Consider the following 21687-nt stretch of genomic DNA (forward strand, 5'->3'; position numbering starts at 1 on the left):
ACATCGCGTTGGGTATCAGAATGATATTGGGTTAAAGACAGCGATTATTTTGCAGAATAGTCATTACGCTACGCACAAATACCTCATCGTTCTGATGTATGAAAAATTATATAAATGCGTGCTGGCTAATACATCGGTAAAAAGCCCTGGAAAGGGGACTTATAATTACGGTTTTTATGGCAGTTGCACATGCCCCTGCGTGGTGGCTCACGCTTCCTTAAAGTTCTGCGGAGGCCGTCACATACTGGTGAAATGCCCGCTGCTTTGTGAGCCCTCTCGATTGCCTTTGTGGATTTGACTGGAAACTGATCTCGTCTGGCCTCTTTTTATAGTCATTTGCACAATGTTTTTGCCCGGCAGACCTTTTATACTGTTTATTAGCAGAATAGCTTCAGGATAAAAATAATAAACGCCTCCTCCGCGCGAGAAGGGCGTTTCCAGTTACCGTTCCAGTCAGGGTTTACCGAGCAATGAATATTATCAATAAAGAGGTGCCTCTCTATATAAAGGTGCATGAAAAAGATAACGTTGCCATTGTGGTTAATAATAATGGTCTGACGGCAGGCAGCGTGTTTCCTTGTGGGCTGGTTTTAAAAGAGCATATCCCCCAGGGGCATAAGGTCGCGCTGAATAATATTGCCAAAGGCGCTGATATCCTGCGCTACGGCGAAGTGATTGGTTACGCGCTTCGTGATATTGCTCAGGGCTGCTGGATTGATGAATCGCTGGTGGGGCTGCCGACTGCGCCCAATCTGGCCAGCCTGCCCCTTGCCACGGCGATCCCGCCAGCCCTTCCCGCCCTTAAGGGGTATACCTTTGAAGGGTATCGCAACAGTGACGGCAGCGTGGGAACGCGTAACCTGCTGGCAATAACCACCAGCGTCCACTGCGTGGCGGGCGTAGTTGATTATGTGGTAAGCATTATTGAGCGCCAGCTGCTGCCGGACTTTCCAAACGTCGATGGCGTGGTGGCCCTGAATCATCTCTACGGCTGCGGCGTGGCGATCAACGCGCCCGCGGCAATTATCCCCATTCGCACGTTGCATAACCTTGCCCTTAACCCCAATTTCGGCGGTGAAGTCATGGTCGTCGGGCTGGGGTGTGAAAAACTCCAGCCCGAAAGGCTGCTACAGGGCACGCCCGATGTGCAGCCGATTTCACTGGATGAGGATGATATTGTCCGCCTCCAGGATGAGCAGCACGTAGGATTTGAGTCGATGGTGAATGATATTTTACGCGTCGCGAAACGTCATCTTCAGCGACTGAATCAGCGCCGCCGGGAAACTGTACCTGCTTCGGAACTGGTGGTCGGCATGCAGTGTGGCGGCAGCGATGCTTTTTCCGGCGTGACGGCAAACCCTGCCGTGGGGTTTGCCTCTGATTTACTGGTACGCTGCGGCGCGACGGTGATGTTTTCCGAGGTCACGGAAGTCCGTGATGCGGTGCATTTACTGACCCCACGCGTCATTGACGAGCAGACGGGTCAGCGGCTGCTTGAGGAGATGGCCTGGTATGATGATTACCTGAACAGCGGGCAAACCGATCGCAGCGCCAATCCCTCACCCGGCAACAAAAAAGGCGGGCTGGCAAACGTGGTGGAGAAGGCATTGGGATCGATTGCCAAGTCCGGGAGCAGCGCCATTGTTGAAGTGCTTTCGCCCGGTCAGCGCCCAACCCGTCGCGGACTGATTTATGCTGCCACCCCGGCAAGTGATTTTATCTGCGGCACGCAGCAGATGGCGTCAGGCATTACTTTACAGGTCTTCACCACCGGGCGCGGCACGCCTTACGGCCTGGCAGCGATTCCGGTTATCAAAATGGCGACCAGAAGCGCGCTGGCAGAACGCTGGTACGATTTGATGGATATCAACGCGGGGACTATCGCGACCGGGGAGGAGAGTATTGAACAGGTTGGCTGGCGGCTGTTTGAACTGATTATTGAAATTGCCAGCGGACGCAAGCAGAGCTGGTCCGATCGCTGGGGGATCCATAATGCGCTGGCGGTGTTTAATCCAGCGCCGGTAACCTGATAACCTGCCGCCCCTGTCAGCAGTAAACAGGGGCGCGTCGCGCTCGGGTAAGCCCATGGACTAACCCGGGCTCACTCATCAACTTATCCCGGGAGCGAATCCAGTCTAACTAATCTGCTTCGCCCACTGCTCAACCCACGGCGTTGTCACCTCTTCCGGCTCCGGAGTTTCGGCAGCATCAACCAACAGCACGTCGCCGATGCGGGTGGCTCCCTGCTCCTGCAACAGCGCATCAAAGTGCTTACCGCCGCCGCAAAAAACCTCGTAGCTGCTGTCACCCAGCACGATCACGCCGTAGCGCAGGCCGGGCTGGTGGCCGAGTTTATCTTTAATATCACGAAAAAGAGGCGCAATGCTGTCCGGCAGCTCGCCCTGCCCCGTTGTTGAGGTAATAATCAGCGCCACGCCCGTCCCGGCAAAGCGCTGCCAGTCATTCAGGTCAGGATCTTCAAAAATCTTCACCTGATGCCCCTGATCCACCAGCACAGGTTCTGCTTCCTCTGCAACCAGCAGCGCGTTCCCGTACATCGTGCCTACAAATATGCCAACCTGAGCCATCTTATTTCTCCTTTACCGGCACCTGTTATCACTCACTATCCTGAGGGGTGTCGGCGTTAAACTCAACCCTGGGAATATCAGGGAGACAGGCCTGCCAGCCGAACTGCGCCATCATCCGCTGCCAGATAGCGTCTAATCCGGCGCGCAGCACCAGCGGCTCGCCGGTTACCGGGTGCGTCAGGCTGAGCTCACTGGCGTGCAGCATCAGCCGCTGCATACCGAAATGTGCCGCCGCGCTGCGGTTCTGTCGCAAATCACCGTGCGCGCTGTCACCAATAATCGGATGCCGAAGATGGGTCATATGACGCCTGAGCTGATGCTTGCGGCCGGTTTTCGGCTTCAGCTCCATCAGCGTATAGCGGGAGGTGTCATAGCGGCTAACCGCAACCGGTAACTCAGCCGTTGCCACGGAACGCCAGTGCGTTGTGGCAGGCTGTGGGGCCTTTTCGGGCTGGCTGAATTTGTCGGCTATCTTATCCAGCTCCTCGGTCAGCGCATAATCCAGGGTCTCTTCCCCTTCCAGCCACCCTCTTACCACGGCATGGTAGGTTTTTTGCAGCTGATGCTGTTCAAACTGCTGGGAGAGCTGGCGACCCACCTCGCTGGACAATCCCATCAGCAGAACGCCAGAGGTGGGACGGTCAAGGCGATGCACGGTAAAAACGTGCTGACCAATCTGATCGCGGACCGTCTGCATGACAAACACTTTTTCATGGCGGTCCAGCCAGCTACGGTGTACCAGCCAGCCCGCAGGTTTATTTACCGCGACCAGCCATTCATCCTGATAAATGATGTCCAGCATCAGGCGTTATGCTCAAAGTGACTGTCCAGCTCGTTCAGCGCATGCAGCAGTTTTGCGCGCGCCGGGACCGCCCCCTCCAGCGCCATCTCATAATAAGGTGCGATGGCCAGCTTCTCCGGCAGTGGGCTCTGTGAATCAAGAAGTGCCTGCATTCGGGGTAAAAATACCCACTGCAGCCACTGCTCCGGCGTCATTGTATCCACGCAGAAAGGTTCCTGGCTCTCAAAAGCGGTCGTCGTTGGGGCACAGGATTGCCAGAGTCCTGCATCCTGTAAGACCTGTGTTATCGCTATCAGGCAATCCTGAACCTGCTGTTCCCGGCTCATTCGCGGTCTCCTGTATTCAGTCAATGTCAGAGCCGCAAGCATAACATTCACTCACGGGGTCAGTGAAAAGTATGCATAAAAAAAGGGAGCACTGTAAAAACAGTGCTCCCGGTTCGTTTGCAGCTTTCCCGCTACGTAAATGCTCCCTGCTCGTCCCTGATAACTATGTCCTGCGTATTCCTTACAATTTCACCATCACTGGTGAAGTCCCTGGCATCCTGGCGCGCAACCCATACTGGCTGCTCTCATTCTCCATCCTGGAGGTGTCCATTAATCTCTTCCTGAGATGTCCTTGCCTCATCCTGAGGCCTTTCCATGAATCATCTTCCCGATGTGTCCTGACTCAATCCGTAAGTCACAGCATCCTTTCCGATGCGACACATTTTGACCTAATTTAGCCATTAAACAATAGACCTTACGGTTCCATATAACCCATGTTAACCTCAGCCAGGCCAAAACTTAAAACAACTTGCTGAATATAAAAGAATTAGGATTTAAGACTTAATATTAGTCTGAGGATTTTAAAGCGATCTCTTACAGGCTGCGTAAGAGATCTCCTACAAACTCATTCGGCAATTTTCTTACACTTTACCCTGCGGGGTGAGGCGGTCAATGAAATCAGAGAGGTCGGACGCCAGCACCGTTCGTTGAGTTGTACCCAGCTTTTCAAGGATAACCTCACCGCTTAAGTTACATACGGAGATGACCTCAAGCTCCGATTCCAGCGTCGCGATAAACAGCGTGGGAGAGTGTTTCAGCCGTCTCTTCATCACCAGGTGTCCGATTAAATTCTCCTGAACCCGAACGAAATCCTCCTCGCTCCAGGCTTGCAGTAGCGTAACAGATTGTCCTGCCAGCACGGCGTGCATGTCGCCCGCAAACTGTGAGGTATACCAGCCGACAACCGAGGGCTGAATGCGTAAATCCAGCGCACGCTCGACGGCTTCCAGATTGGCGGCCAGAGTGAAAGGCTGCGGTAACCAGTAGACCACATCCTCGGCGCTGTTCTGTATACAGGGGGAAGGAATACCGTACAGCTCACTGCTGGCGGGTAAATGGCCGTACTCCTGCTGCCAGAGTTCGCAATAGCGCTGGGTGAAGTGGGTCAGTGCCCGGGCCGTTTCTTCAATCATTCTTTTTTTCACTCTCTGCTGCCTGAGTTACAATAAGGCTAACGCCAAACCGGGATTCGGCTGCCGGTCATCCCATGGTTTCCGGTCCTGGCCGCAACGAACATATTAATTTCACACTCCCTGCTCAGGCAGGTCATAAAGGAAATCTATGTCTTTACAGGATCCGCACCAGACGCTAAAAAGCCTGACTCTGGGGAAGCCCACAGAATACCACGATAAATACGATCCTGGTTTGCTCCAGGGTGTGCCTCGCAGCCTCAACCGTGAGCCGCTGGCACTCTATCCGGATAATTTGCCCTTTCACGGTGCGGATATCTGGACGCTTTATGAACTGTCATGGCTTAACGCCCGTGGTTTACCGCAGGTCGCCCTGGGTGAAGTGGTATTAAATGCCAATAGCACTCATCTTATTGAATCCAAGAGCTTTAAGCTTTACCTCAACAGTTTTAACCAGACCCGTTTTGCCGACTGGGGCGAGGTTCGCGCTACGCTTGAGCGCGATCTCAGTGCCTGTGCCGGAGGAGAGGTCAGCGCCGCGCTATTCCGCCTGCATGAGGTCGAAGGCCAGCCGATTGGTAGCTTTAGCGGGTATTGCATTGATGAGCAGGATATCGAGATCGATAACTATGCGTTTAGCACGGATTACCTGCTTAATGCCACACAGCCGGAAATTGTGGAAGAGCAGCTGGTCAGCCATCTGCTGAAGTCTAACTGTCTGATCACTAATCAGCCCGACTGGGGTTCGGTGCAGATTAGCTACCGTGGCCCACGTATTCAGCGCGAAGCGCTGCTGCGTTACCTGGTCTCTTTTCGTCAGCATAATGAATTTCACGAGCAGTGCGTTGAACGCATTTTTAATGATATTCACCGCTTCTGCCAGCCTGAAAGCCTGAGCGTTTATGCGCGCTATACTCGCCGCGGCGGCCTGGACATCAATCCATGGCGCAGCAATGGGGTTTATAAGCCTGGCCGTTCGCGTCTGGTACGGCAGTAGCCGGTGATGTTTTTGCGCAGCACGCCGCAGTTGTCTAATTTACCCTATTGTTAATTCCCGACAGACAAGGCTAATCTGAACCTGGGCGTTCACATTGTCCCCGCCCAGGATATCTCAACTTTCCGATGTTTCACCCAGTGCGCAGGGGTGTAAGAATGTTGTCTGGAGAGTGACGCCACCCGGAGGGGTGCAAAGGAGTTAATTTGATCACACATATCAGTCCACTGGGTTCTATGGACCTGCTGTCTCAGCTGGAAGTTGACATGCTGAAGCAGACGGCCAGCAGTGACCTTTACCAGCTGTTCCGCAACTGTTCGCTTGCCGTGCTTAACTCCGGTAGTCAGACCGATAGCAGCCATGAGCTGCTTGCCCGTTTTGAAAGCTTCGATATCAACGTGCTTCGCCGCGAGCGCGGCGTAAAGCTTGAGCTGATCAATCCACCGGAAGAAGCCTTTGTCGACGGGCGGATCATTCGCTCACTGCAAGCCAACCTTTTTGCCGTGCTGCGCGACATCCTGTTTGTCAACGGACAAATCGACAAGGCAGGGCGCTTCCAGCACCAGCAAAATGAAGATCCCGTTCATATCACCAACATGGTGTTCTCTATTTTACGCAATGCCCGGGCGCTGCATATTGGTGAAGAACCCAATACCGTGGTCTGCTGGGGCGGACACTCGATTAATGCCGTAGAGTATCAGTACTGTCGCACCGTGGGTGCCCAGCTGGGGCTGCGCGAGCTGAATATCTGTACCGGCTGCGGGCCCGGCGTTATGGAAGCCCCAATGAAGGGAGCGGCCGTAGGTCACGCACAGCAGCGTTATAAAGAGGGCCGCTTTATTGGTCTGACTGAGCCTTCAATCATCGCCGCTGAGCCACCGAACCCGCTGGTCAATGAGCTGATTATCATGCCAGATATCGAGAAGCGTCTGGAAGCGTTTGTCCGTATTGCACACGGCATTGTTATTTTCCCGGGCGGCGTGGGGACGGCGGAAGAGCTGCTGTATCTGCTGGGTATTCTGATGAATCCTCATAACCATGACCAGGTGCTGCCGCTGATCCTGACGGGTCCGAAGGAGAGCGCCGACTATTTCCGCGTAATGGATGAGTTTATCGTCAGCACGCTGGGTCATGCGGCGCGTAAGCACTACACCATCATCATTGATGATGCGCCAGAGGTAGCACGGCTGATGAAACAGGCGATGCCAAAAGTGAAGGAGCATCGTCGGGAAACCGGAGACGCGTATAGCTTCAACTGGGCTATCCGAATTGAGCCGGATCTGCAGGTGCCCTTTATGCCCACCCATGAAAATATGGCTAACCTTAATCTCTATCCTAATCAGCCAGCCGAACAGCTTGCCGCCGCACTGAGGCGGGCATTTTCCGGTATCGTGGCGGGCAACGTGAAGGATATGGGCATTAAGGCGATTAAAGAGAACGGGCCTTACAAGCTACATGGCGATCCGGAATTGATGCGCCGCATGGACGATTTACTACAGGGATTTGTTGCTCAGCACCGTATGAAGCTGCCAGGCACCGCTTATATCCCCTGCTATGAAATCATCAAATAACCGCAACCGGAGCGGCGAACGTGCTGCTCCCCTACGTGCGAAATTATGACTATTCATTTGTTGATTGTTGATGCCCTGAACCTTATACGCCGCATCCATGCTGTTCAGGGCTCTCCCTGTCAGGAAGCCTGCGTTCATGCGTTACAGCAGCTTATCGTGCACAGCCGGCCTACTCATGCCGTCGCGGTTTTTGACGATGATGAGCGTCATGAAGGCTGGCGCTTCCAGCTGCTACCGGATTATAAGGCGGGTCGCCCTCCAATGCCTGATGCCTTGCAGCAGGAGATGCCTTTACTGCGCGAGGCTTTTCAGCAGGCCGGCGTTGCCTGTTGGCAGGCTGTGGGCGAAGAGGCTGACGATCTGGCTGCTACGCTGGCAGCGAGAGTGGCAGAAAGTGGTCATCAGGCAACTATTGTTTCGACTGATAAAGGTTACTGTCAGCTCCTTGCACCGCAGATTCTTATTCGTGACTATTTTCAGAAGCGCTGGCTGGATATGCCTTTTATCGAAGCCAGCTTCGGCGTGGCACCGGCCCAGCTCACTGATTACTGGGGCCTGACTGGCATTGCCAGCAGCAAAATCCCCGGCGTGGCAGGGATTGGTGCGAAGAGTGCAGCCCAGCTTTTACAGACGTTCGGCTCGCTGGATGCGATTTATCAGAATCTGGAGGCCGTCCCGGAGAAGTGGCGCAGGAAGCTTGAGCAGCATCAGGTGCTAGCCCATATCTGCCGCGAGGTCGCGACGTTGAAGACTGATTTGGTGCTTGAGGGAAACCTGAAGGAGCTGAGGTTACCGGCCTGAAGGTTATAATCCACTAAGGTCAACCTCACTCCGATGGATCGGCTGTGTTGCGGGATTTAAGTTCAAAACCTGCTCCAGTGACAAGGCTATGTTGTTAGCAGGAAGGTCAAAACCTGCCCCGGTGACACGGCTATGTTATTTGCAGGCAGGTCAAAAGCCGCTCCGGTGACAGGGCTATGTTATTTGCAGGCAGGTCAAAAGCCGCTCCGGTGACAGGGCTATGTTGTTAGCAGGAAGGTCAAAACCTGCTCCGGTGACAGGGCTATGTTGTTAGCAGGAAGGTCAAAACCTGCCCCGGTGACAGGGCTATGTTATTTGCAGGCAGGTCAAAAGCCGCTCCGGTGACAGGGCTATGTTGCGGGTCAGAACGCCGGGACGCCGTAAACCCATCCCTAGGGGCTTCGCTGCCGCATCCCTGCGGCAGAGACCCGGCTTATCTGCTCCGCAACACCGCCTTCTGGCTAAGGAGTAGGCTGCGGGTTCTCTGGCAGTGGCTAAGTTCAAAACCTGATCCGATCACTACGACTTTATCTGCCGAAAGTTTAGTAAGCCGGGGCTGGACGTGAAGGGGTTTTTAGCAGCGACAACGTAGTCTGAGGCCAGGCGGGGACCGTTGGCTGAGCGGACCGTCGAGCGCAGGGATGCGCGAGTCGAGCCCACACGGACGTGCTTGCGGCGTGTCCGCGTGACAACGGTCCCCGCAGGGCTTTGCACCGTATTATCGCAATGACAGCAAACGTTACAAATGCCAGCCAGGTCAAAACCCGCTCCGGTGACAGGGCTATGTTGCGGGTCAGAACGCCGGGGCGCCGTAAACCCATCCCTGGGGGCTTCACTGCCGCATCCCTGCGGCAGAGACCCGGCTTATCTGCTCCGCAACACCGCCTTCTGGCTAAGGAGTTGCCTGTAAAAATCTGGTACAGACTAACGTCATAATCTGCTTTAGAGGGACTGGCTTTGTTGTGGCCCTCAGGGCCAGCATCTGTTCGGTTGTGCGACTCTGCTGCAGTTCAGAAGCCAAAACCCGCTTCCAGATGGGAGGCAATTATCTGTCAGCAACTATGTTACCTGAGTCCGGGTGCGGGAAATGTTTTAGCAGCGACTAATTTGCCTGAGGCCAGGCGGGGACCGTTGACTGAGCGGACCGTCGAGCGCAGGGATGCGCGAGTCGAGCCCACACGGACGTGCTGCTTGCGGCGGGTCCGCGTGACAACGGTCCCCGCAGGGCTTTGCACCCATTTACCGCAAGGACAGCAAACGTTACAGATGCCAGCCAGGTCAAAACCCGCTCCGGTGACAGGGCTATGTTGCGGGTCAGAACGCCGGGACGCCGTAAACCCATCCCTGGGGGCTTCGCTGCCGCATCCCTGCGGCAGAGACCCGGCTTATCTGCTCCGCAACACCGCCTTCTGGCTGCGGAGTGGGCTGCGGGTGCTCTGGCAGTGGCTAAGATCAAAACCTGATCCGATCACGACGACCTTATCTGCCGAAAGTTTAGTAAACCGGGGCTGGATGTGAAGGGGTTTTTAGCAGCGACAACGTAGTCTGAGGCCAAGGGGACCGTTGGCTGAGCGGACCGTCGAGCGCAGGGATGCGCGAGTCGAGCCCACACGGATGTGCTTGCGGCGGGTACGCGTGACAACGGTCCCTGCAGGACTTTGCACCAGCGACCAGCAACAACAGTAAACGTCACAGGTGCCAGTTCCCCACACACTGTCATCCGTAAGGTCAAAACCTGCTCCGATGACGCGGCTATGTTGTTAGCAGGAATGTCAAAACCTGCTCCGGTGACACGGCTATGTTGCGGGTCAGAACGCCGGGACGCCGTAAACCCCTCCCTGGGGGCTTCACTGCCGCATCCCTGCGGCAGAGACCCGGCTTATCTGCTCCGCAACACCGCCTTCTGGCTGCGGAGTGGGCTGCGGGTGCTCTGGCAGTGGCTAAAGTCAAAACCTGCTCCGATTACGACAGCCTTACCTGCCGAAATTTTGTAGGCCCGAGCCGGACATGGGGAGGTTTCTTTGCAGCGACTGTATAGCCAGCGGCCAGGCGGGGACCGTTGACTGAGCGGACCGTCGAGCGCAGGGATGCGCGAGTCGAGCCCACACGGATGTGCTTGCGGCGGGTCCGCGTGACAACGGTCCCCGCAGGGCTTTGCACCCATTTACCGCAAGGACAGCAAACGTTACAGATGCCAGCCAGGTCAAAACCCGCTCCGGTGACACGGCTATGTTGCGGGTCAGAACGCCGGGACGCCGTAAACCCCTCCCTGGGGGCTTCACTGCCGCATCCCTGCGGCAGAGACCCGGCTTATCTGCTCCGCAACACCGCCTTCTGGCTAAGGAGTGGGCTGCGGATTCTCTGGCAGTGGCTAAGATCAAAACCTGATCCGATCACGACGACCTTATCTGCCGAAATTTTTGTAAACCGGGGCTGGACGTGAAGGGGTTTTTAGCAGCGACAACGTGGTCTGAGGCCAGGCGGGGACCGTTGGCTGAGCGGACCGTCGAGCGCAGGGATGCGCGAGTCGAGCCCACACGGATGTGCTTGCGGCGGGTACGCGTGACAACGGTCCCCGCAGGGCTTTACCCCATCTCCCTGCAGCAACAAAGCTACACCGCAGGGCTTTACCCCATCTCCCTGCAGCAACAAAGCTGCACCGCAGGGCTTTGCACCCTCTCCCTGCAACAAAAAAAACTGCACAGCAGGGCTTTGCACCCTCTCCCTGCAGCAACAAAGCTACACCGCAGGGCTTTACCCCATCTCCCTGCAGCAAAAAAGCTGTCCCGCAGGGCTTTGCACCCACTCCCGGCGACGGCAGTAGATGCCTGAACGCAGGCGGCGGGCCCTCAGGAACTATCTTTCGTCGCGGCGGCCCGGCGTAGCGCTCCAGATGCGGCGAATATGTACCGTCACCTCTTCACGATCGTGATAAAGCTGACGTGCCTGAATCTGCGCATTAATACCGCCTGCCTTCAGCTTTTCATCAATCATCGCCAGATTCTGCGACACCTCTTCATAACGCTTCTTCATCGGCAGCTTAAGATTGAAAATAGCCTCCCGGCACCAACCGTTCACCAGCCAGTCGGCCATCAGGTTAGCCACGCGAACCGGTTTTTCCACCATATCGCACACCAGCCAGTAAATATTGGTACGCGTAGGACGGTATCGGAAGCCATCTTCACGGTGGTGGAAAACCTGCCCGGTATCCATCAGAGAAGGCGCCATAGGACCATTATCCACGGCGTGCACCATCATGCTGCGTTTCACCAGCTGGTAGGTCCATCCCCCTGGACAGGCACCCAAATCGACGGCGTAAAGACCACTGCCCAGACGCTCCTCCCACTCATCGGCTGGGATGAAAACGTGAAAAGCCTCTTCCAGCTTTAGCGTAGAGCGGCTTGGCGCATCGGAGGGAAACTTCAGGCGCGGGATGCCCATAAAAAATGTGGAATTGTTCTCCGGCAGGGAGTAACCCACATAACAGCAGCCCGGCGCGATGAAAAACACGTGTACCACGGGCCGTTTAGCACTCTCATAATTTAACAGCACGCCGGCAGCACGCAGGCTGGCACGCAGCGGAACGGTGAATTTACGACAGAACTTTAGCAGCTCTTTACTCTCATTGGTGTCCGGCACCTCGACCCGCAGCTCTCCCGCTTTTTCTACCACACCGGTTAACATTCCGGTTACCGGAGAGACACGATCTTCCGGCGGCAGATCGCGAAGTAATTCGCCTACCACCACCATCTGACGGCAGAAAATGAGCTGGCTGAAAGGCAGGGTTTTGATCAGCTTTTCGGCATCTTCAGCCTGGTAGCACTCATACAATACATAGCCTGAGTCTTCCTTCACTCGCGCAAAGCCGAACACCTCATGTTCAGCCGCTTTAGCACTGATTTCCGCTGCACACTCTTTCTCAAAGCCCTGACGGCAATAGAGTAAAATTTTATTCATGGCGTTCTGCCCTTACTTTAAGACGCAGTGCGCCAACTAACATTAATATCCATCCAGCCAGGAAGCAGGTGCCCCCGACTGGCGTAACATAGACCCACAGACGAAGATGCGAGAGCGCCAGGCAGTAAAGACTCCCGCTGAATAGCACCGTACCCAACGCAAGGAATGCGCTGCTCCAGTAAAACCAGATATTGGCACGGCGCTGCATCGCTGCCGCCATTCCCAGAATGGCAAGGGTGTGAAACCCCTGATATTCCAGCCCGGTTTTAAGCCAGGCCATTTCCACTGATCCCAGCGACTTGCTCAATACATGTGCGCCAAAAGCACCCAGCATCACGTAAATGAATCCGCTGATGGCTGTAAAAATCAGCATGGCACGACTCGACATTCGGTCAATCCTCGGTTGGTGATCGCGCCGCCTTAGCCACGCGAAGCGAAATCAGCTATCAATTCTCGTAGCGGAAGCGGAAGTTTTCCTGCTCGCTGGCCGCTTTTGCCAGGATCCACTGACGAAAGGCGGCTATTTTACCCAGTTCTGCCTGGCTGTCATGGCAAACCAGATAAAAAGCATTTTTACTGACTAAAACGTCGTTAAATGGACAGACCAGTCGGCCCGCTTCCATTTCTGTCTGCGCCATCACATTATTGGCCAGCGCAACCCCCTGGCCATGAATTGCCGCCTGGAGCACCATGGCGCTGTGGCTGAAAATAGGGCCCTGCTGTACGTTGATATGCGCCACCCCCAGCTGGCGGGTATAGGCCTGCCAGTCCCGACGGGAGGCATCGTGCAGCAGCGTATGGTACGCAAGGTCCTCGGGCGTTTTTACCGGATGTTCACCGGTGAGGAGCTGGGGGGCACAGACCGGCAGCAGGTATTCCGCATACAGCTTTTCTACACGCAGCCCCGGCCAGTTGCCTCGACCGTAAAAAATCGCCACGTCAACATCGTCGGCCAGCTTCTCTTCCTCACGGTCAACCGCCTGGATACGCACATCAATTCCCGGATAAGCTGAGTTAAAGCTGGAGAGGCGCGGCACCAGCCACTGAATAGCAAAGCTCGGCAGCAGGCTAACGGTGAGCGCCCCTTTCGCGCTTCGGGCCTGGAGCTTGCGGGTGGCGTCATTAATGGCGCTGAATATCTCTTTGATATCGAGATAGTAGCTCTGCCCTTCTTCCGTCAGCAGCAGCGATCGATTGCGGCGACGGAACAGCTTAAGGCCAAGGAAATCCTCCAGCGACTTGATTTGGTGGCTGACGGCAGCCTGGGTGACGAACAGCTCTTCAGCCGCTTTGGTGAAGCTGAGATGACGAGCGGCGGCATCAAAAACACGCAGCGCATTTAATGGGGGAAGACGTTTCGACATGGTTACCGGATTGATGATTGCGTAAGGATTACGCAGCGCTCCTGACGGAGATTTACGTATTAGTTTTTTTTATCCGAGCCATTATAATTTGTCCGTTGAGGATGCACCAGCAAATACCTATAGTTGCCGCACTTCCTGAGCCGGAACGAAAAGCACATTGGAATTTAGGCGTTTACGCAGAGTTTTGAGGGGCTTTTGGCTTGTGGTCGTGATGTTGTGTTTGCATTTGATCTGACTCTTTTCAGATCTGGTAGCCTGGCTACCTTATTATTCCTGTAGATTTACCCTGTCTGTCCATAGTGATTAGTAGCACCGCAAATTGCGGTGCTTTTTTTTTACTGAAGCTTACTGCCCCATTTCAACCATCTCTTTCACATCTGAGCGGTTAATCTGCTGCTTGTTGCCATTGGCATCTTTGTAGCTGATCATACCGGTATCCGTGTCGACAACAGGTTTGCCAGAGGCGACGATAGTACGGCCATCGTTGGTGTGCATTACATAGTTACTGGAACAGGCAGCCAGTGCAAAAGTCATGGCGCAGGCGGCCATAATAGCAGCGAATTTTTTCATCTTTATATCTCCTTGCAGATAGAAATGCGATAAACCACCCGAAGAACACGTCCGGTGAGCAAAAAAAAAGATAAATTGCCTGCCCGAAAGGCTCTTATTGCGGATAATAGTTTAAACCTTGCATGAATCAGCATAACGCGCTTTTCCGACATTGCCAGAAAACCGCATTAAATTCAGTCTGGTCCTGGTCATTCCGTCATCAACGCCGAGGAGAATATGACGTCATTTACCCCTGCCGGGTTTCGCCAGCAGTTTCCGGCACTCAGCGATGCAGGCACCTATCTGGACAGCGCGGCGACCGCACTTAAGCCTAAGGCAGTGATTGAGGCGACGCGGCAGTTTTACAGTCTGAGCGCTGGTACGGTGCATCGCAGCCAGTATGTTGCGGCGCGTGAACTGACCGGGCGCTACGAAAATGCCAGAAGTCAGGTTGCCCGCCTGCTTAACGCCCCGCAGGCGACGGATATTGTCTGGACAAAGGGCACGACCGAATCCATTAATCTGGTGGCGCAGGGCTATTTTCGTCCCAGACTGCGGCCAGGCGATGAGATCCTTGTCAGTGAGGCGGAACACCACGCTAACCTCGTTCCCTGGCTGATGCTGGCCTCGCAGACCGGGGCAAAGGTGGTGAGATGGCCGCTGGGCGTGGATTACCTGCCAGATGTCGCCCGCCTTACCGCGCTGATAACGCCCAGGTGCAAAGTGCTGGCGCTGGGACAGATGTCCAACGTGACCGGAGGCTGTCCCGATTTGGATCAGGCGATTGCGATTGCACATCGGGCGGGGGCCAAAGTGATGATTGACGGCGCGCAGGGGGTGGTACATGCGCCAGCGGACGTCGCCGCACTTGATATTGATTTCTATGCATTTTCCGCACATAAGCTCTATGGCCCCATGGGAACGGGGGTACTCTACGGCAAAACGTCGCTGCTGGAAGAGATGCAGCCCTGGCAGGGCGGCGGGAAGATGCTTAGTACGGTAGACTTCGACGGCTTCACGCCACAGTCCGTCCCGTGGCGCTTTGAGGCAGGTACGCCAAACGTGGCGGGCGTGATCGGGCTGAGCGCGGCGCTTACCTGGCTGGAGGGCGTTGATCTCGCCGCCGCAGAGCGCTGGAGCTGTGAGCTGGCCGATCTGGCCGAAGAGCGACTCTCTGCCCTGCCCGGCTTTCGCAGCTTTCGCGCCAGCCGGTCAAGCCTGCTCGCGTTCGATATCAAGGGTATCCATCACAGCGACGTCGTCACGCTGCTGGCAGAGATGGGTATCGCCGTGCGCGCGGGCCAGCACTGTGCCCAACCGCTGCTGCGCGCATTGGGCGTAAGCGGTACGCTTCGGGCGTCGTTCGCCCCCTATAACACGCCAGATGACGTCGACAGGCTGGTCACTGGCCTCACCACCGCTCTGGAACTTCTGGCAGATTAAACTATGACCATTTCTTTACTCGCACCGCATCCCTTTGGCGAACAGATCACCCCCGCTGGTCTGGAGCAGACTTTTTCTGCACTGAATCAGTGGGAGGATCGTTACCGCCAGCTGATTCTGCTCGGCAAACAGCTACCTGCGCTGCCAGAATCACTCAGGGTGGCAGAAATTGAGCTGAGCGGCTGTGAAAACCGCGTCTGGCTGAGGTGCCAGCCTTTGCCTGATGGCCGTCTGCATTTTTATGGCGACAGCGAAGGACGCATTGTTCGGGGGCTGCTCGCGGTGCTACTGACCGCCGTGGAGGGCCAGCACCCTCAGTCGCTACTGGAAAAGGATCCGCTGGCGCTGTTTGACGCACTGGGGCTGCGCAATCAGCTGAGTGCGTCGCGTAGTGCCGGGCTGGACGCGCTGGCCGGGGCGGTATTAAAAGCAGCCGAACAGCATCAGCAGCGCGGCACCAACGAGCCTTTGTCGCAAGGCTAATGCAGCAGAGCGTTCACCCTGTTAGCTATTCCGTCAGGCGCGTGCGGCTTTCGCCATCATCTTTTTAAGAACGTGTGAAACCGCCACGAAGCCAAAGGTGGCGGTGACCATCGTCGCCGCACCAAATCCTGATGCGCAGTCCATCCGCTTCGGCCCTTCCGCCGTGCTGCGTGACGCGCAAACCGACCCGTCCGCCTGGGGATACATCAGCGCTTCGGTGGAAAAAACGCAGTCGATTCCCAGCTTGCCCTTGCTGTTTTTGACAATATTAAAGTCATGCTTCAGCCGCTCACGCAGCTTAGCCGCCAGCGGATCCTGAATCGTTTTCGCCAGGTCGGCAACCTGAATCTGCGTCGGATCGATCTGCCCGCCTGCCCCACCGGTGGTAACCAGGGGTATTTTATTGCGGCGGCACCATGCCAGCAGCGCCGCTTTTGGCCGCACGCTGTCAATAGCGTCAATAACCCAGGTAAAACCTGCGCCCATCAGCTCGGCGGTATTGTCCGGCGTAATAAAATCATCCACGCAGGTGACTCTGCATTCCGGATTAATCGCCAGCAGGCGGGCCGCCATCACCTCGGTTTTGGCCTGACCAACCGTCTCTTTCAGGGCATGGATCTGACGGTTAGTATTGGTGACGCAGACGTCGTCCATATCAATCAGCGTAATTGCGCCGATGCCGGTGCGCGCCAGCGCTTCGGCGGCCCAGGATCCGACGCCGCCAATGCCCACCACGCAAATATGGGCATCAGCGAACAGCTGTAGCGCTGACTCACCGTACAAACGGGCGGTTCCGCCAAAGCGTTGCCGCCAGGCGTCAGAAAGAGAAGACATGCTATACCTCAGAATTCACAGACGGGCTGGTGGTCCAGCCCGTGATAAGCGTTACTGGCTAAAGGGTGACGATCCGCTGCTATTTTGCGCCATTGAAAAGACCGGCGTACCCGCACCGGGTGCGGCTTTCAGCACCCAGACGCGGCCATAGTGGTTAAACCACCCGGCCATGTGTCCGGCTTCATCGCCAATGCCCTGATAAATATCGAAATGCTGGCCTTTTATCGCGCCGCCCACGTCCAGCGACACCATCATGCGCATCTCATACTTACCGGTAAACTTACCTTTGTTGTCCAGTAGCGGGACTTCCGCCAGCAGAGCAGTACCCGGTGGGATGAGCGAACGATCGGATGCGACCGAGGCCTTTGCCACCAGCGGTACCGCACTGGCCCCGCGAACCGGCGTAAAGTTCTCCGGCTTAAAGAAAACGAATGAGGCATTCTGCTCCAGCAGTTCCCGCACCTCGGCCGGGCTGTGTTCCTCGCCCCACTTGCGGATAGCCTGCATCGACATATCCTCCCGCTTTACCTCTCCCCTGTCGATAAGCACTTTACCGATGCTGCGGTACGCGTGGCCGTTTTTACCGCCGTAGCCGAAGAAGGTTAGCGGGCGTCCGTCGCCATAATTTACGTAGCCGCTTCCCTGCACGTCCATAATGAAGTTATCCATCAGGGAGTTGCTGTAACCGATAACGTAGCGATCGCCCAGCGCGCCGCTGTATATCTCGGCCCGGGAAGGCAGTTTTTTACCCCGGCTGCGCGGGGGCATGCGGTATAGCGGGTACTGGAACTCACCCTGACGGGTGTAACGCGCCTGAATAACCGGCGTGTAGTAACCGGTAAACTGCACGTTGCCATAATTATCCATGCCTTCCATCTGGTAAGCATCAAGTCCAAACTGACGCAGCTGGCGCGTATCGCCACCCGCCATCAGCCAGCCCTGTATAGCATTAAAGGTACTGGTATTACGCGAGAACATGGCGGGCGAAGCGTATTTGATTTCCGTCACCTGATCGGCAAAGTCTCTCCCGTTCACCGGCCGGCCTTTTGCATTGGGCTGATTAACCAGTCCCAGAGGCGCGTCCAGTTTGCCATCCTTATACTGCTGCCCACGGTCGGTAGGTTTTGAAGAACATCCCGCCAGCAGGGCGATTAGCGCCCCGGTTACTGCATACTTCGCCCAACGTCCTTTCATTGTTCTCTTACCTTTATGCGGAATTCCTGGCCGAAGATAGCAAAGCCCTCCCCAGATTTAAACGTGCCGACGGAAAAGTTCCCTCACCATAGTGTAACAATAGAGCAGAGCGTTGATAAAGTGAGCAGAAGGCGCTATTTTCATGACTTTATTGCAAAATAGGGTTGCATCAAAAGCCACTCGGCGTATAGTGCGCTTCCACGGACGCGGGATGGAGCAGCCTGGTAGCTCGTCGGGCTCATAACCCGAAGGTCGTCGGTTCAAATCCGGCTCCCGCAACCAATTCTCCCTGTGAGAAGCAGTAAGCAAGAAAAGCTGTCGTGATGGAAGCGACAGGTGTAATATACGGACGCGGGATGGAGCAGCCTGGTAGCTCGTCGGGCTCATAACCCGAAGGTCGTCGGTTCAAATCCGGCTCCCGCAACCAATTCTCCCTGTGAGAAGCGGTAAAAAGAAAAGCTGTCGTGACGGAAGCGGCAGGTGTAGTATACGGACGCGGGATGGAGCAGCCTGGTAGCTCGTCGGGCTCATAACCCGAAGGTCGTCGGTTCAAATCCGGCTCCCGCAACCAACTTAACACCTTAACGGGTGTTTTTTTGTTTCTGGCGTTTGCCAAACCTCTTTTATCCCCTCCCGCCAGGCTAATTCCACTCTTATCCGCTCCCGCAGGGCTAACGCCGTCGCATATGCCCACTCGCGCCCCACGGAAAAGGACGCTGTCTTACTGATTCTGTTATTTTACCCGGTGATGGGCAGCGCTGCTGGCGATCCACGTTTTAATCCCCGCCAGAATGGCTTCGGCGACCTGCTGCTGAAAATGGGCGGTGCGTAGTTTTCTCTCCTCCTCGGGGTGACTGATAAACGCCGTCTCGACCAGAATTGAGGGGATATCCGGGGCTTTCAGCACCGCAAAACCCGCCTGGTCGATGGTTTTCTTGTGCAGGTGGTTGATTTTCCCCATATGCCTTAGCACATCCTTACCCAGCTTCAGGCCGTCGTTGATGGTCAGACGCTGCACCATATCCAGCAGGGTGTGGTCGAGATAGCGGTCACCGCTCATACTGACGCCGCCTATCAGATCGGATTCGTTTTGCGTGCGGGCCAAAAAACGCGCCGCAGCGCTGGTGGCCCCCTTCGTCGACAGCGCAAAAACGGAGGAGCCGCGTGCCGCGCGATTGGTAAAGGCATCGGCATGAATGGAGATAAACAGATCCGCACGCTGCCTGCGCGCCTTTGCTACCCTGACCTGTAGCGGAATAAAAACGTCCTCATTACGCGTCATTAGGGCGCGCATATTGGGCTGTTTATCAATCAGGCTTTTCAGACGGCGGGCAATTTTCAACACCACGTCTTTTTCGCGCGTCTTGTGTTTGCCCACCGCGCCGGAGTCTTCGCCTCCGTGGCCCGGATCGAGCATGATAATCATTGGCCGGTCTTTACCTGCCCTGCCCGGTAGAGGCGTTTTGGCAGGCGTGTGCTGCGCTAAATCCCCCTTATTATATTCGTCCAGCAGGGCCAGCAGCGGGTCGTCCTCGTGGTGATGACTCATATTACTGGCCGGATAGAGATCCAGAACCAGCCGGTTTTTGAACCCGGCGACCGGAGCCAGCGTAAAGACTTTCGGCGTAACGTTTTGCTTGAGCTCCAGTACCAGCCTGACGGTATTGGCGCTGAACTGCCCCACCCGCGCACTCTTTATATAGGGATCGTCGCTGCGAACCAGATTTCCCACGCCCTTCAGCAGGGCATTGAGATGCATATTTTCAATATCCACCACCACCCGCTCGGGTTTACTGAGTGCGAACTGCCGGTATTTAAGCGGAGAGGTGGATTCCAGCGTCAAACGGGAATAGGTGGAAGAAGGCCAGATGCGGATCGCCACCAGCGGGGTTGCTGCCAGGCCAATCTTGCTGACGCTGAGCAGCCAGACGGCTCCCGCGCACTTAAGCCAGCGGCGTCGGCCAGGTGAAGGTAAATCGGTCATGCTATTCCAGTGTGCTGTTCCATGGGTTAAAAAATCCAGTCTGGTCTACTATGAGGTAAAAACAGCCAGATAGCGTGCAGGGTGAAAACTGTAGCGAAACAGGCTGCCAGTGTCATCTCTAAATTGCGAGGCCCGGTGGCACTTCTGGTTAACTGTGTAATCACGTTGATTGAAAGTCGGTAACAATTGCCGCTTGCTTCTGCAGGCTAAAAAGAATAAAAATACAGTTTTACCGAATAATAATTCATTAAGGGTTTGTCGTGAAGGAACGGAGTACCGAGCTGGTTCAGGGTTTTCGCCATACTGTCCCCTATATCAATGCCCACCGTGGTAAAACCTTCGTCATCATGCTTGGCGGCGAAGCCATAGAGCATGAAAATTTTTCCGGCATCGTTAATGATATTGGGCTGCTCCATAGCCTGGGCATTCGTCTGGTGGTGGTCTACGGTGCGCGCCCACAGATTGATGCGAACCTGGCCGAACACCAGCTTGAACCCCTTTACCACAAGTATACCCGCGTCACCGATGCGCAGTCGCTGGAGCTGGTCAAGCAGGCAGCCGGACGCCTGCAGCTTGATATCACCGCCCGCCTGTCGATGAGTCTCAATAACACCCCTCTCCAGGGCGCTCATATCAACGTGGTGAGCGGCAACTTCATCATTGCGCAGCCTTTGGGGGTGGATGAGGGCGTGGATTATTGTCATAGCGGGCGCATACGCCGTATTGATGAAGAGGCGATTCACCGGCAGCTGGACAGCGGCGCAATTGTGCTGATGGGGCCGGTGGCCGTTTCCGTCACCGGGGAGAGCTTCAATCTCACCTCAGAGGAGGTGGCGACGCAGCTCGCGATTAAGCTTAAGGCAGAGAAGATGATTGGCTTCTGTTCCGGTCAGGGCGTCACGGACAGCGAAGGCAACGTTATCTCCGAGCTTTTCCCTAATGACGCACAGCAGCGCATTGAGGCGCTGGAAAAGGAAGATGACTACCTGTCAGGGACGGTGCGTTTTCTGCGCGGTGCGGTCAAAGCCTGCCGCAGCGGCGTGCGCCGCAGCCATCTGATTAGCTATCAGGAAGATGGCGCCCTGCTTCAGGAGCTGTTCTCACGCGATGGGATTGGCACCCAGATCGTCATGGAAAGCGCCGAGCAGATCCGCCGCGCTACCATCAATGATATCGGCGGAATTCTGGAGCTTATCCGCCCGCTTGAGCAGCAGGGAATTCTGGTACGCCGTTCCCGCGAACAGCTTGAGATGGAGATTGATAAATTTACCATCATCGAGCGCGATAACCTGACCATTGGCTGTGCAGCCCTCTATACCTTCCCGGAAGAGGAGATTGGCGAGATGGCCTGCGTTGCAGTGCATCCTGACTACCGCAGCTCGTCACGAGGCGAGGCCCTGCTGGAGCGCGTAGCCCTTCAGGCACGGCAGATGGGGCTGAAAAAGCTGTTTGTGCTGACCACCCGCAGCATTCACTGGTTCCAGGAGCGCGGCTTTATGCCGGTAGATATCGACAAGCTGCCCGAGAGTAAAAAGCAGATGTATAACTACCAGCGCCGCTCAAAGGTCCTGATGGCCGATCTGCGTCATGCCCGCCAGGCGTAATTATTATGTCCGGCGGTCAGCCAGGCCGCCAGGCGAAGTTTTTCTGTCCGCCGGTCAGCCAGC

The 21687-nt window shown here is 55.7% G+C and carries 18 protein-coding genes and 3 tRNA genes; 10 read left to right on the forward strand and 11 right to left on the reverse strand.

All coding sequences use genetic code 11. From position 1 onward, the window contains the following. The first annotated feature begins 470 nt into the window (after window positions 1-470). Complete coding sequence (gene garD / locus AAGR22_RS17765; RefSeq protein WP_345828785.1) at window positions 471-2030, forward strand: galactarate dehydratase; 1560 nt, start codon at window positions 471-473, stop codon at window positions 2028-2030. Window positions 2031-2135: 105 nt separating this feature from the next. Here garD and AAGR22_RS17770 read toward each other — a convergent pair whose 3' ends face one another. The 4 genes from AAGR22_RS17770 to syd form a co-directional block, all read right to left on the reverse strand. Next, window positions 2136-2588: a flavodoxin gene (locus AAGR22_RS17770; protein ID WP_067707542.1), complete on the reverse strand. Its 453-nt coding sequence runs from the start codon at window positions 2586-2588 to the stop codon at window positions 2136-2138. A 28-nt stretch (window positions 2589-2616) separates the two neighbouring features. Then, complete coding sequence (truC, locus tag AAGR22_RS17775) at window positions 2617-3390, reverse strand: tRNA pseudouridine(65) synthase TruC (protein ID WP_067707539.1); 774 nt, start codon at window positions 3388-3390, stop codon at window positions 2617-2619. Beyond that, complete coding sequence (locus AAGR22_RS17780) at window positions 3390-3716, reverse strand: YqcC family protein (RefSeq protein ID WP_067707536.1); 327 nt, start codon at window positions 3714-3716, stop codon at window positions 3390-3392. The genes truC and AAGR22_RS17780 overlap by 1 nt, the downstream gene beginning before the upstream one ends. Before the next feature lie 581 nt (window positions 3717-4297). Further along, the gene (gene syd, locus AAGR22_RS17785) at window positions 4298-4849 is read right to left on the reverse strand and encodes a SecY-interacting protein (RefSeq protein ID WP_345828787.1); all 552 of its coding nucleotides are present in this window, start codon (window positions 4847-4849) and stop codon (window positions 4298-4300) included. Between the two features lie 148 nt (window positions 4850-4997). On the opposite strand from syd, the gene queF reads away from it, so the two are divergent. The 3 genes from queF (at window position 4998) to xni (ending at window position 8212) form a co-directional block, all read left to right on the forward strand. Continuing rightward, on the forward strand, window positions 4998-5843 hold the full coding sequence (gene queF / locus AAGR22_RS17790; protein ID WP_345828789.1) for an NADPH-dependent 7-cyano-7-deazaguanine reductase QueF: 846 nt from the start codon (window positions 4998-5000) through the stop codon (window positions 5841-5843). A gap of 203 nt (window positions 5844-6046) precedes the next feature. After that, complete coding sequence (gene ppnN / locus AAGR22_RS17795; protein WP_067707522.1) at window positions 6047-7411, forward strand: nucleotide 5'-monophosphate nucleosidase PpnN; 1365 nt, start codon at window positions 6047-6049, stop codon at window positions 7409-7411. Between the two features lie 45 nt (window positions 7412-7456). Continuing rightward, complete coding sequence (xni, locus tag AAGR22_RS17800; RefSeq protein ID WP_345828792.1) at window positions 7457-8212, forward strand: flap endonuclease Xni; 756 nt, start codon at window positions 7457-7459, stop codon at window positions 8210-8212. A gap of 2856 nt (window positions 8213-11068) precedes the next feature. Here xni and rlmM read toward each other — a convergent pair. The 4 genes from rlmM to AAGR22_RS17820 form a co-directional block, all read right to left on the reverse strand. Then, window positions 11069-12169 (reverse strand): 23S rRNA (cytidine(2498)-2'-O)-methyltransferase RlmM, encoded by a 1101-nt coding sequence (gene rlmM, locus AAGR22_RS17805; RefSeq protein ID WP_067707515.1) that lies wholly within the window; start codon window positions 12167-12169, stop codon window positions 11069-11071. Continuing rightward, window positions 12162-12557: a DUF423 domain-containing protein gene (locus tag AAGR22_RS17810; RefSeq protein ID WP_067707512.1), complete on the reverse strand. Its 396-nt coding sequence runs from the start codon at window positions 12555-12557 to the stop codon at window positions 12162-12164. Before AAGR22_RS17810 ends, rlmM begins: the two co-directional genes overlap by 8 nt. A 58-nt stretch (window positions 12558-12615) precedes the next feature. Next, complete coding sequence (locus AAGR22_RS17815) at window positions 12616-13533, reverse strand: transcriptional regulator GcvA (protein ID WP_067707507.1); 918 nt, start codon at window positions 13531-13533, stop codon at window positions 12616-12618. Window positions 13534-13878: 345 nt separating this feature from the next. After that, window positions 13879-14103, reverse strand: coding sequence for a YgdI/YgdR family lipoprotein (locus tag AAGR22_RS17820; protein WP_067707502.1), 225 nt, complete (start codon window positions 14101-14103; stop codon window positions 13879-13881). A 216-nt stretch (window positions 14104-14319) separates the two neighbouring features. On the opposite strand from AAGR22_RS17820, the gene csdA reads away from it, so the two are divergent. Together csdA and csdE are read left to right on the forward strand one after the other, a co-directional pair. Beyond that, window positions 14320-15525: a cysteine desulfurase CsdA gene (gene csdA, locus AAGR22_RS17825; protein WP_345828796.1), complete on the forward strand. Its 1206-nt coding sequence runs from the start codon at window positions 14320-14322 to the stop codon at window positions 15523-15525. Between the two features lie 3 nt (window positions 15526-15528). Beyond that, window positions 15529-16008 (forward strand): cysteine desulfurase sulfur acceptor subunit CsdE, encoded by a 480-nt coding sequence (gene csdE, locus AAGR22_RS17830; RefSeq protein WP_345828798.1) that lies wholly within the window; start codon window positions 15529-15531, stop codon window positions 16006-16008. Window positions 16009-16041: 33 nt separating this feature from the next. Here the strand turns inward: csdE and tcdA are convergent, their stop codons facing one another. Both tcdA and mltA read right to left on the reverse strand, forming a co-directional pair. After that, window positions 16042-16842: a tRNA cyclic N6-threonylcarbamoyladenosine(37) synthase TcdA gene (tcdA, locus tag AAGR22_RS17835; protein WP_067707489.1), complete on the reverse strand. Its 801-nt coding sequence runs from the start codon at window positions 16840-16842 to the stop codon at window positions 16042-16044. 51 nt (window positions 16843-16893) lie between these two features. Then, window positions 16894-18036 (reverse strand): murein transglycosylase A, encoded by a 1143-nt coding sequence (gene mltA, locus AAGR22_RS17840; RefSeq protein WP_067707486.1) that lies wholly within the window; start codon window positions 18034-18036, stop codon window positions 16894-16896. A gap of 205 nt (window positions 18037-18241) precedes the next feature. On the opposite strand from mltA, the gene AAGR22_RS17845 reads away from it, so the two are divergent. The 3 genes from AAGR22_RS17845 to AAGR22_RS17855 all read left to right on the forward strand — a co-directional run bounded on the left by AAGR22_RS17845 (window position 18242) and on the right by AAGR22_RS17855 (window position 18607). Continuing rightward, window positions 18242-18318, forward strand: a tRNA-Met gene (locus AAGR22_RS17845). Window positions 18319-18386: 68 nt separating this feature from the next. Continuing rightward, a tRNA-Met gene (locus AAGR22_RS17850) sits at window positions 18387-18463 on the forward strand. Window positions 18464-18530: 67 nt separating this feature from the next. Continuing rightward, window positions 18531-18607: transfer RNA gene (locus AAGR22_RS17855), tRNA-Met, on the forward strand. Between the two features lie 162 nt (window positions 18608-18769). Here AAGR22_RS17855 and amiC read toward each other — a convergent pair. Further along, window positions 18770-20020 carry an N-acetylmuramoyl-L-alanine amidase AmiC gene (gene amiC, locus AAGR22_RS17860; protein ID WP_345828800.1) on the reverse strand — a complete coding sequence of 417 codons (1251 nt, stop codon included), beginning with the start codon at window positions 20018-20020 and terminating at the stop codon, window positions 18770-18772. Window positions 20021-20280: 260 nt separating this feature from the next. On the opposite strand from amiC, the gene argA reads away from it, so the two are divergent. Further along, window positions 20281-21624, forward strand: a complete 1344-nt coding sequence (gene argA / locus AAGR22_RS17865; protein WP_345828801.1) for an amino-acid N-acetyltransferase — start codon at window positions 20281-20283, stop codon at window positions 21622-21624. Window positions 21625-21687: the final 63 nt, after the last annotated feature.

Source organism: Erwinia sp. HDF1-3R (assembly GCF_039621855.1).
Lineage (GTDB): Bacteria > Pseudomonadota > Gammaproteobacteria > Enterobacterales > Enterobacteriaceae > Erwinia.

Excerpts from the sequence above, each read along its gene's own strand:
- rlmM (WP_067707515.1), bottom strand. The coding sequence starts at position 12,169 with ATGAATAAAATTTTACTCTATTGCCGTCAGGGCTTTGAGAAAGAGTGT.
- queF (WP_345828789.1), top strand. The coding sequence starts at position 4,998 with ATGTCTTTACAGGATCCGCACCAGACGCTAAAAAGCCTGACTCTGGGG.
- syd (WP_345828787.1), bottom strand. The coding sequence starts at position 4,849 with ATGATTGAAGAAACGGCCCGGGCACTGACCCACTTCACCCAGCGCTAT.
- AAGR22_RS17820 (WP_067707502.1), bottom strand. The coding sequence starts at position 14,103 with ATGAAAAAATTCGCTGCTATTATGGCCGCCTGCGCCATGACTTTTGCA.
- xni (WP_345828792.1), top strand. The coding sequence starts at position 7,457 with ATGACTATTCATTTGTTGATTGTTGATGCCCTGAACCTTATACGCCGC.
- garD (WP_345828785.1), top strand. The coding sequence starts at position 471 with ATGAATATTATCAATAAAGAGGTGCCTCTCTATATAAAGGTGCATGAA.
- tcdA (WP_067707489.1), bottom strand. The coding sequence starts at position 16,842 with ATGTCTTCTCTTTCTGACGCCTGGCGGCAACGCTTTGGCGGAACCGCC.
- csdE (WP_345828798.1), top strand. The coding sequence starts at position 15,529 with ATGACCATTTCTTTACTCGCACCGCATCCCTTTGGCGAACAGATCACC.
- amiC (WP_345828800.1), bottom strand. The coding sequence starts at position 20,020 with ATGACCGATTTACCTTCACCTGGCCGACGCCGCTGGCTTAAGTGCGCG.
- mltA (WP_067707486.1), bottom strand. The coding sequence starts at position 18,036 with ATGAAAGGACGTTGGGCGAAGTATGCAGTAACCGGGGCGCTAATCGCC.
- truC (WP_067707539.1), bottom strand. The coding sequence starts at position 3,390 with ATGCTGGACATCATTTATCAGGATGAATGGCTGGTCGCGGTAAATAAA.
- AAGR22_RS17810 (WP_067707512.1), bottom strand. The coding sequence starts at position 12,557 with ATGTCGAGTCGTGCCATGCTGATTTTTACAGCCATCAGCGGATTCATT.
- AAGR22_RS17780 (WP_067707536.1), bottom strand. The coding sequence starts at position 3,716 with ATGAGCCGGGAACAGCAGGTTCAGGATTGCCTGATAGCGATAACACAG.
- AAGR22_RS17815 (WP_067707507.1), bottom strand. The coding sequence starts at position 13,533 with ATGTCGAAACGTCTTCCCCCATTAAATGCGCTGCGTGTTTTTGATGCC.
- AAGR22_RS17770 (WP_067707542.1), bottom strand. The coding sequence starts at position 2,588 with ATGGCTCAGGTTGGCATATTTGTAGGCACGATGTACGGGAACGCGCTG.
- csdA (WP_345828796.1), top strand. The coding sequence starts at position 14,320 with ATGACGTCATTTACCCCTGCCGGGTTTCGCCAGCAGTTTCCGGCACTC.